Genomic DNA, 10,061 nt, shown 5'->3' with positions numbered 1-10,061 from the left:
ATGTAACAGCGGTTTCCTCTTTTACCAAGGGGCAGGCCGGTGAGACTCGGCGGAAAATTTTGAAAAGAACGAATGAATTGCGCCAAGGCGAAAAATGAGAGGGCCTTCGCAAACACGAAAGCCCTCTTTTGAAAGCAAAATGTCCGGTCAGATGTCGTAAGTGTGCGCGGCGTTGATGGTTGCGACAAACTGCTTGGTACGCTCGCGGGATGGGCGCGTGAAAACTTCATGCGCAGAGCCGGTCTCGACAATATTGCCCGATTCCAGAAACACCACATTCTGCGAAATCTTCGAGGCGAGGCGCAGATCGTGGGTGGCAATCACCATCGTCGTGCCTTCCTTGGCAAGTTTGCTCAGCACATCCACCACTTCCGAGGCAAGTTCAGGATCGAGCGCCGAAGTGGGTTCGTCGCATAGCAGCACGCGTGGCGAAGGCGCCAGCGCACGGGCAATCGCGATGCGCTGCTGCTGCCCACCGGACAAGGTCGATGGCCAGGCGTCGGCCTTATGGGCCATGCCCACTTTCTGCAACAGTTCCATCGCGCGTTCGCGGGCCTTGGCTTTCGGCCATTTCAGCACGGTGACGAGGCTTTCCATGACATTCTGGATCGCGGTCTGATGCGGAAACAGCTGGAAATTCTGAAACACCATGCCGGTCTGGCGGCGAATGGACTGAATGGCCTGCCAGCTTGGCTTGCGCCCCGGCTCGAAAGTCAGCGTCTGTCCGCCGAGCGACAACGTGCCGGATGTCGGTACTTCCAGCAGGTTGATGCAGCGCAGAAGCGTACTCTTGCCGCCACCTGATGGGCCGACAAGGGCCGTCACCGAGCCTTCAGAGATCGTGACATTGATGTCGTTGAGGATAACAGCGTCGTCGAAACGCTTGACGATGTGTTTCAGCTCGATCATGCGTTTGTCTCCAGCGTGCCGCCATAGCGCCCGAAGCGTCGTTCAAGCCGTACCTGAAGGGCAGACAGAACCGAACTCAGCGCCAGATAGATCAGCGCGGCCTCGATATAGAGGATCAGCGGTTCGTAGGTTGTAGCGACGATGCGCTGTGCCGACTGGAAAAGCTCCGGCACGGTGATGGCGGCGGCGAGCGAGGTATCTTTCACAAGCGAAATGAACGTGTTGGAAAGCGGCGGCACAGCGATTCTCGTCGCCTGCGGCAACACGGTGCGGGTCAGCGCCTGACGCCAGCTCATGCCAATGGAATAGGCGGCTTCCCATTGGCCCTTGGGCACGGACGAGATGACCGCGCGGATAATTTCCGAACTATAGGCACCGACATTCAACGTGAAGCCAATGAGGGCTGCCGGGAACGCATCGAGATAAATGCCAATGCTCGGTAAGCCATAGAAGATCACGAAAAGCTGCACCAGTAGCGGCGTGCCACGGAATATCCAGACATAGAAGCGAGCAATTGATGAGAGCCAGACCGGCGCGAAAAGCCGGACGAGGGCCGTCAGAAGCGCCAGCGCCAAACCAAAAACGAAGGACAGCAATGTCAGTGGAATTGTGAAGATCAGCCCCGCCCAGAGAAGGGTCGGGAGCGACTCGATCATGAGTTGTAGCCAATCAGGCACTTAGGTCTGCTCCTTCGCACGCAAAGCAGTGTCGGTTCAAATCGAGATGATCAGGCACCGGCAAGGCACTCTCATTCATCTTATACTGTTTGTGGAAAACGATCTCTGAAATTCAGTGGGAATAATTTTCTACTACACAATAAAAGAAGCCGGAAATGAATTCCGGCTTCATCGTTTATGTATCCGGAAGCTTACTTGGAAACGTCCTGACCGAAATATTTCTGCGCAATCTTGTCGTAGGTGCCATCGGCCTTGATATCGTCCAGCGCCTTGTTGATGGCTGCGACGAGGTCGTCGTCGCCCTTGCGAACGATGATGCCCGAAGCGTCAGCATTTTCCTTCTCTGCGGCGATCTTGACCGGAGCCTTCGGCTGCTGCTTCTTGAAGTCAAGGAAGGATAGGCTGTCATTGAGCGTCGCATCGGCGCGGCCCGTCAGCACGAGCTGGATCGACTGGTCGAAACCATCGGTCGCCACAAGTTCCGCGCCGGCTTCCTTGGCGAGCTTGCCGTAGTTGCTGGTCAGCGACTGTGCCGACTTCTTGCCCTTCAGATCGGCAAAGTCCTTGATCGTGTCGTTCTTGTCGTTGACGATCAGAACAACCTTGGAAACGATGTAAGGGTTGGAGAAGTTGAACTTCTTCTTGCGCTCTTCGGTGATGCCAACCTGATTGATGACGGCATCATAACGATTGACGTCGAGACCGGCGATGAGGCCGTCCCACTTGCCTTCGATGAATTCCGGCTTCACGCCGAGCTTGGCAGCCACGGCTTCACCGATTTCCACGTCGAAGCCGACGAGCTTGTTTTCCTTGTCGTGATAGGTGAAAGGCGCATAGGTGCCTTCCGTGCCGATCTTCAGAACGCCCGCCGACTTGATGGCGTCGAGATTTTCTCCGGCCATTGCGCCGGTGAAGAGAGCTGCCTGAATGATGCCTGCGGTAGCGATGATCTGAGCGAATTTCATTTTCGGTATCCGTGAACTGGTTGATGTTCTATTGATCGCAGAAATTTAATTCTAAAGATGCGTCCAAAACGACGGTAAAGACGCAATTATTAGGATTGAATCCTAATTATAGATCGAATTTTGGTGAATAATTCTAACATTTTTCGGGGTGGACCGAAAGGGTGGAAAAACCGTTCGCAAATGCGTCGGCACGCATTGATTTTGCCCGGTTTTATCCCGGTTGAATGCACAACGCCGCCAGACATGAGCTGGCGGCGTTGTGCTTTGTTAATATTCATCTCGGTTATTCAGGCTTGCCGTATCCGCCACCAGTCGGCGTGATGACGGTGAAGGCTTCACCTGCTTCCAGAACAGTCTGGTCGCAATTTCCTAATACGTCGATGGACCCGTCCTTGCGACGCACTTCATTACGGCCGGTCTGGCCAGCTTCGCCGCCTTCCAGACCGAAAGGCGCCACCCGGCGATGACCGGAAAGAATGGCAAATTCCAGCGTTTTCAGCGCGCGGATCGTGCGCCTGGTGCCGTCGCCCGCGTGCCATTTGCCCCTGCCGCCGGAGTCCTTTCGAATATGGAAGTCTTCCAGCAAGACGGGGAAGCGGGTTTCCAGAATTTCCGGGTCGGTCAGGCGCGAATTGGTCATGTGGGTGTGCACAGCATTGGCACCGTTGAAACCGGGACCGGCGGGCGCGCCGGAACAGATGGTTTCGTAATACTGATATTCATCATTGCCGAAAGTTAGATTGTTCATCGTGCCCTGCGCTGCGGCCATCGCCTTGGTCGCGCCGAACAGGCAGTTGGTGACAGCCTGACTGACTTCGACATTGCCCGCCACGACCGCCGCTGGATATTGCGGAGAGAGCATCGAGCCTTCCGGCACAATGATCCTGATCGGTCGCAGGCAGCCCGCATTCATCGGAATGTCGCCCTCAACCAGCACGCGGAAGACATAAAGCACAGCCGCGCGGGTGACGGGCTCTGGCGCATTGAAATTGTCGGAACGCTGTTCCGACGTGCCGGTGAAATCGACCGTCGCTTCGCGCTTTTCCTTGTCGATGGTGACGCGCACCTCGATTTGGCAGCCCTGGTCCATCTCATAGGTGAAATGGCCGTCCGGCAGCTTGTCGAGTACGCGGCGCACGCTTTCGGCGGCATTGTCCTGAACGTGGCCCATATAGGCTTTCACGACATGCTCGCCGAATAGGCCGATCATCTTTTTCAGCTCGGTCACGCCCTTTTCGTTGGCCGCGATCTGCGCCTTCAGGTCGTTGACGTTCTGCGTCAGGTTACGGACAGGGTAGGTCGCGCCAGTCAGCAGAGCGGCAAGCGCCTCTTCGCGGAAGGTGCCGCGATCGACCAGCTTGAAATTGTCGATATAGACGCCTTCCTGCTCGATATTGACCGCAAGCGGCGACATGGAACCCGGCGCAATGCCGCCAATATCCGCATGGTGCCCACGGCTTGCCACCCAGAAGCGGATTTCACGATTGTCGTCGTCGAAAACCGGCGTGCAGACGGTGAGGTCGGGCAGATGGGTGCCGCCATTATAAGGTGCGTTGATGAGGAACACATCGCCCGGCTTGATGTCGCTGTTTTCGCGGATGGCGGTGGCGACCGACGCATCCATGGAACCGAGATGCACCGGCATATGCGGCGCATTGGCGACAAGATTGCCTGCCGCGTCGAAAACCGCACAGGAAAAGTCGAGACGCTCCTTGATATTGACCGAATAGGCAGTGTTTTGAAGCGTAACGCCCATCTGCTCAGCAATGGACATGAAGAGATTGTTGAAAATCTCCAGCATGACCGGGTCGGCTTCGGTGCCGATGGCCGTGCGCGCAGGCAGCGCCTTGATGCGCGTCAGCACGACGTGGTCATGCGCAGTCAGGCGGGCCTGCCAGCCATCTTCGATAACGATAGTCTGGTTTTTCTCGATGATGATCGCCGGGCCGGTGACAGTCTGGCCGCGTTGCATCTGCTCGCGCAAGACAACGCCCGCGTCGTGCAACTCGCCCTGCGAGAAGAAGCGGGTCCGCTTGGCGGTTGCAGCTTCCAGATCGCTGTCGAGCGATTGGGCGCTTTCGGTTTCGCCTGCGCCACCACCCACGGCTTCGACTTCCACCGCGTCGATAACGAGAGCCTTGTTCTCCGCAATGAAGCCGAAACGGCGCTTATGGGCCGCCTCGAACTCGGCGCGAAGGCGGTCGGCATTGTCCTTAGCAGGGAAGGTGGCTTCAACGGAGAGCACGGTGTCGGTGCCCGCATAGCGGATGTGGGCGCGCAGATGACGCTGCACGGCTGCGGCTTCTATGCCTTGAGCCAGAAGTTCGGCCACGCATTCCTGCGCCAGTTCTTCACCCAGTTCTTTCAGGGCTGAAGGCGCTGCCGGATCGAGCGCGACGCCGAGCGCCTTTTGACGGGTGGCGCGAATATCGGCCAGACCCATGCCATAGGCGGACAGCAGACCGGACATTGGATGGAGGAGAATATTCTTCATGCCAAGCGCATCGGCAACGAGACAGGCGTGCTGGCCACCCGCACCGCCAAAGCAGTTGAGCGCATAGCGCGTCACGTCATAGCCGCGCTGGACGGAAATTTTCTTGATGGCCTCGACCATATTGGCCACTGCAATGCGGATGAATCCATCGGCAACGGCTTCCGGCGAGCGACCATCGCCAATTTCGGCTGCGAGCGCGGAGAAAAGTTCCCGCACCCGCTCCACATCGAGCGTCTGGTTCTGGTCCGGGCCAAAGATTGCCGGGAAAAATTCCGGCAGAAGCTTGCCCAGCATGACATTGGCATCGGTGACGGCGAGCGGTCCACCGTTGCGATAGCAGGCCGGACCGGGATTGGCGCCCGCCGAATCCGGGCCGACGCGGAAACGTCCGGCGTCATAATGCAGGATCGAGCCGCCGCCTGCGGCAACGGTGTGGATCAGCATCATCGGTGCCCGCACGCGCACGCCAGCCACTTCCGTTTCGAAAGCGCGTTCATATTCGCCATCGAAATGCGCGACGTCCGTGGAGGTGCCGCCCATGTCAAAGCCGATGACTTTCGGAAAGCCTGCCGTTTCGCCGGTTCGGGCGAGGCCGACAACGCCACCAGCCGGGCCGGACAGGATTGCATCCTTGCCCTGAAACAGATCAGCGGCCGTGAGACCACCCGACGACATCATGAACATGACGCGCGCGCCGGTGCGCTCGACATCCAGCTCATTGGAAACCTGCGCAACGTAACGGCGAAGAACCGGCGACAGATAGGCATCGACGACTGTAGTGTCGCCACGACCGACCAGCTTGATCAGCGGCGAAACCTCGTGGCTAACGGAGACCTGCTCGAAGTCGAGACCGCGCGCAATGCGAGCAATTTCAGCCTCATGTGAGGGAAACTTAAAAGCATGCATGAGCGCGATGGCGACGGATTTGTAGCCCTGTTCCTTCAGCGCAACCAGTACGGCTTCGGCCTCGGAGGGATCGAGAGCCGTTTCAACCGTGCCATCCGCCTGAACGCGCTCATTCAGTTCCACGACCTTTTCATAAAGCGCTTCCGGCTTGATGATTTCGGTCGCGAAGATGTTCTTGCGTTCCTGATAGCCAATGCGCAGCGCATCACGGAAACCCCTTGTGGTAACAAGGGCCAGCCGCTCGCCCTTGCGCTCCAGAAGCGCATTGGTGGCGACCGTCGTGCCCATGCGAACTTCGCCGATGGCACCGGCGGGAATCGTTTCACCGGAGTTCAGGCCCAGATGCAGGCGAATGCCGTGAACGGCGGCATCCTTATAGGCAGACGGGTTTTCGGAGAGAACCTTGCGTGCATGGAGCTGGCCCTGCGGATCCCGCCCGATGACGTCCGTAAACGTACCGCCGCGGTCGATCCAGAAATCCCATACTCCGCGTCCCGTTCCGCTCATCGCTGGCTCCCTCACACAAGTTATAAAGCGGGTCGCATTTATCCTATTAGGGTGACGCGCTCTCAGTATTTGTTTATACGCACATCCCGAAAACCGTTTCACCCTTTTCGGGGTATATTCCAAAATCTTCTTGGCGACTGGCTGCGCGACAGCCTTGACCCCGCTTTGATCCCATTGGCAGGACTTCCCGATGAGCGTGCTTTTTGAGAAAACCTATCCGCGTACCGTTCATGCGCTTGTCGATCATTTTCTGAAACCGGAAATGCGCGACGCGAAGGTGGAAGCCTGGCTGTTCGATGACCAGCCGAGCCGCTTTGCAGCGGAAACGAAGCTGCGCGAAGCAGGCGTCGAGGCGCGCCTGCGCTCGGCTTACAAGCCGCTCCTGCATTTCTTTCTGGAAGAAGTCGATGGCGCGGCGCTGAAGTCGGCTGCGATCCGCTATCCACGCCACGAAGCCTGCGTGCAGAACCGTTTCCTGCTCGAAACCTATCCTTTGTCAGTGCTGCTGCCGGAGGCGGAGGTGGCTTTTGCAGCTTCGGACAAAGACGATTTTCATTATGAAGTCGATCTGACCTTTACCGATGGTCATAGCGAGAAGCACCGGGTTTTTGCCCCGAACCGCGTGCATGTGGATTTCATCGGCGAAACGCTGGTCTCGCCAACCGGCTGGCTGACGGTCACGCAAGGCGGCAAGACTGAAAGCGCGCGCTATGAAACATCCTATGAAAAGCTCTTTCATGACACGGTTTCGACCATCGCGGCCCATGACTGGAAGCGTGGCGAACCTTATTTCGATGAACTGAACATTACGGTCAGCTTGCCCATCACCGACCGTCGCCTGCCTTACGATGAGGAAACGCTGAGCCTCACCGAAGCCATGCACGAGGATATCTATTTCTCGCTGCTTGAAGTATTTCAAAAAAAGTCCAGTCGTCCAGTGGGTGATCGTGGGTTGCAACCGGGCCAGATTGTGCCAGAAGTCTGCTTTCGCGATGCCGAGCCGTCGGTCAGAGTGGAAACGAGACCGCTTTCCACCGATGACGCGCTGACGGCAGAACAGGTGCTGGAGACGGCGCAAGCGCCGCTTTCCGCCGATCAGATCCGCCGTGAACTCGCCCGTCTGGGCGGTGAGCCGTTCGAGGCAAAAACCCGTTCGGGCAGAGCGGTGCGCGCGACCTATCGCAAGGGCAGCGATGCCGCGATGATGATCAGCGCCGGTCAGCATGCCAATGAAACGACGGGCGTTGTCGGCGCGTTGCGTGCGGCCAATCGGCTTGTCACGCGCGAAGGCGCGCATTTCACGATCTCCCCGCAGGAAAACCCGGATGGATACGAGATACACAAGCGGCTTTGCGCACTGCAGCCGCACCACATACATCATGCGGCGCGCTATACGGCGCTGGGTGATGATCTGGAATATCGCAGCGGCGAGGGGCTCTACGAAAAGGCCATTCGTGTCGAGGCTGAAAGGCTGACGGATGCGAAACTGCACGTCAACCTGCATGGTTATCCGTCGCATGAATGGACGCGCCCGCTCTCAGGCTATGTGCCGCGTTCCTTTGCCATGTGGACGCTGCCGAAAGGCTTTTTCCTGATCATCCGCCACCATGCCTCATGGGAGAGGCACGCAGAGGAACTGATCGACCGCGTAACGAAACATCTGGCCGCGATTGACGGGCTGGTCGCTTATAACAACGCCCAGATCAGGCTTTTCGAGCAGCATGCAGGCGAAACGGGTTTCCGCATCATCAACGGATTTCCGTGCCTTGTCGGCGTCGATGACCGACATACGGTGCCAATGACGCTCATCACCGAATATCCGGACGAAACGGTCTATGGTGATGCTTTCGTCAAGGGCCATACCGCGCAGATGGAAACCGTGCTGGCATCCTACGATGCCTTGCAGGCGCTGTTCCCATCCACGCCGGTTGCCTGAACGGTCTCGATTTCGAGAGTGAACTTTTATAAAGGAAAAAAAGCGCCGTTTAGCGGCGCTTTTTCATGTTTAACATCTGCTGGTTGAGATCAACCGCTGATCAGCTTCACTTCCATGAAGTCTTCGAGGCCCCATTTGCCGCCTTCGCGACCGTTGCCCGACTGCTTGTATCCGCCGAACGGGCTGCCCGGAGCGCGGGACGTGCCGTTGATCTGGATCATGCCTGCGCGAAGCTTGCGCGCAACGCGCTTGGCGCGTTCCGGGCTGCCGGTCTGGATATAGGCGGCCAGACCGTAAGGCGTATCGTTGGCGATGGCGATAGCTTCTTCTTCCGTTTCAAACGGGATCATGGCCAGCACTGGTCCGAAGATTTCTTCGCGGGCGATGGTCATGTCGTTGTTCACATCGGCGAAGACGGTCGGCTTGACGAAGTCGCCTTCGGTGAAGCCATCCGGGCGGCCAGTGCCGCCGGCAACGAGGCGTGCGCCTTCATCGATGCCTTTCTGGATCAGCTTTTGGACCTTTTCGAACTGAATCGACGAGGAAAGTGGCCCGATATGATCGCCTTCTTCCGCAGGATCGCCAACCTTAGTGCCTTCGGTGACCTTCTTCGCGAGTTCGACGGCCTTGTCATAGACCGAGCGCTCAACCAGCATGCGCGTCGGCGCATTGCAGGACTGGCCGGTATTCTCGAAGCAATGGGCAAGGCTGCGCTCGATGGTCTTTTCCAGATCGCTATCGGCAAAGACGATGTTCGGCGACTTGCCGCCGAGTTCCAGCGAAACGCGCTTGACGGTTGCCGCTGCGGCGCGGGAAACCGCCGTGCCTGCGCGCGTCGAGCCGGTGAAGGACATCATGTCCACATCCGGGTGCTGCGACAGCGCTTCGCCGACCACCGGACCTTCGCCATTGACGAGGTTGAACACGCCCTTCGGCAGACCGGCTGCATCGACGAATTCCGCAAACAGCATCGCCGACATCGGTGCGATTTCGGACGGCTTGAGCACGACCGTGCAGCCAACCGCAATCGCGGGAATGACCTTCAGCGCAATCTGGTTCATCGGCCAGTTCCACGGGGTGATCAGCCCGCAAACGCCGATCGGTTCGTGCACGATGGTCTGGTTTGGAAATTTCGGAGAAAGAATTTCTTCGAACTCGAAACTCTCGAAGGCAGCGACAAAAGCCTTGATATGCGACACGCCAACGGCAGCCTGCGATTCACGCGCAAGCGTGATCGGCGCCCCCATTTCGTGCGAAATGGCCTTGGCCATTTCATCCATGCGGGAATCGTAGATTTCAGCAATACGGCGGATATAGGCGATACGCTCCTTCGCGGGCGTTTCGGCCCATGCAGGGAAGGCTTTGCGCGCTGCCGCAACCGCGAGATCGATATCGGCAGCCGAACCGCCAGAGATCACCGCATAGGGCTTTTCATTGGCCGGATTGACGACTTCGATGCTCTTGGCGTCGATTGGAGCCCGCCAGGCGCCGTCGATATAAAAATCCGTTTTCTGAACCAGGTTCTTCTGAAGCATGGCGCTTTCCTCCGTCGTTTTTGAATTCCCATATGTTGTTCTGCAAGCGGATCCAGATCGAACCGGTTACATTTGCGGGCAACTCTAATGCCCGGATATGGCAGCGTCAAAACAGAAGGACGGATGGAACCA

The 10,061-nt window shown here is 57.8% G+C and carries 6 protein-coding genes; 1 reads left to right on the top strand and 5 read right to left on the bottom strand.

The window, feature by feature from the left end:
• Positions 1 to 147 precede the first annotated feature (147 nt).
• The 4 genes from HWD97_RS11380 to HWD97_RS11365 form a co-directional block, all read right to left on the bottom strand.
• Positions 148 to 909: an amino acid ABC transporter ATP-binding protein gene (locus HWD97_RS11380; RefSeq protein WP_109367225.1), complete on the bottom strand. Its 762-nt coding sequence runs from the start codon at positions 907 to 909 to the stop codon at positions 148 to 150.
• Positions 906 to 1,586, bottom strand: a complete 681-nt coding sequence (locus tag HWD97_RS11375; protein WP_121538242.1) for an amino acid ABC transporter permease — start codon at positions 1,584 to 1,586, stop codon at positions 906 to 908. Before HWD97_RS11375 ends, HWD97_RS11380 begins: the two co-directional genes overlap by 4 nt.
• Before the next feature lie 191 nt (positions 1,587 to 1,777).
• Positions 1,778 to 2,551 (bottom strand): amino acid ABC transporter substrate-binding protein, encoded by a 774-nt coding sequence (locus HWD97_RS11370; protein ID WP_109367227.1) that lies wholly within the window; start codon positions 2,549 to 2,551, stop codon positions 1,778 to 1,780.
• A 283-nt stretch (positions 2,552 to 2,834) separates the two neighbouring features.
• Entirely contained in the window at positions 2,835 to 6,458 is a 3,624-nt protein-coding gene (locus tag HWD97_RS11365) for a hydantoinase B/oxoprolinase family protein (RefSeq protein WP_109367228.1), read from the bottom strand.
• Positions 6,459 to 6,648: 190 nt separating this feature from the next.
• Between HWD97_RS11365 and HWD97_RS11360 the strand changes: the two genes are divergently transcribed.
• Positions 6,649 to 8,394 carry a M14 family metallopeptidase gene (locus HWD97_RS11360; RefSeq protein WP_109367229.1) on the top strand — a complete coding sequence of 582 codons (1,746 nt, stop codon included), beginning with the start codon at positions 6,649 to 6,651 and terminating at the stop codon, positions 8,392 to 8,394.
• 89 nt (positions 8,395 to 8,483) lie between these two features.
• Here the strand turns inward: HWD97_RS11360 and HWD97_RS11355 are convergent, their stop codons facing one another.
• Positions 8,484 to 9,929, bottom strand: coding sequence for an aldehyde dehydrogenase family protein (locus tag HWD97_RS11355; protein WP_109367230.1), 1,446 nt, complete (start codon positions 9,927 to 9,929; stop codon positions 8,484 to 8,486).
• Between the last annotated feature and the right edge of the window lie 132 nt (positions 9,930 to 10,061).

Origin of the sequence: Ochrobactrum sp. C6C9, assembly GCF_022627935.1 — a bacterium.
Classification (GTDB): Bacteria; Pseudomonadota; Alphaproteobacteria; order Rhizobiales; family Rhizobiaceae; genus Brucella; species Brucella teleogrylli.
The sequence above is the reverse complement of the archived record's forward strand: the minus strand, read 5'-3'. Positions and strand labels throughout refer to the sequence as shown.

Coding starts and splice junctions, on each gene's coding strand:
- HWD97_RS11360 (WP_109367229.1), top strand. CDS start 6,649: ATGAGCGTGCTTTTTGAGAAAACCTATCCGCGTACCGTTCATGCGCTT.
- HWD97_RS11355 (WP_109367230.1), bottom strand. CDS start 9,929: ATGCTTCAGAAGAACCTGGTTCAGAAAACGGATTTTTATATCGACGGC.
- HWD97_RS11380 (WP_109367225.1), bottom strand. CDS start 909: ATGATCGAGCTGAAACACATCGTCAAGCGTTTCGACGACGCTGTTATC.
- HWD97_RS11370 (WP_109367227.1), bottom strand. CDS start 2,551: ATGAAATTCGCTCAGATCATCGCTACCGCAGGCATCATTCAGGCAGCT.
- HWD97_RS11365 (WP_109367228.1), bottom strand. CDS start 6,458: ATGAGCGGAACGGGACGCGGAGTATGGGATTTCTGGATCGACCGCGGC.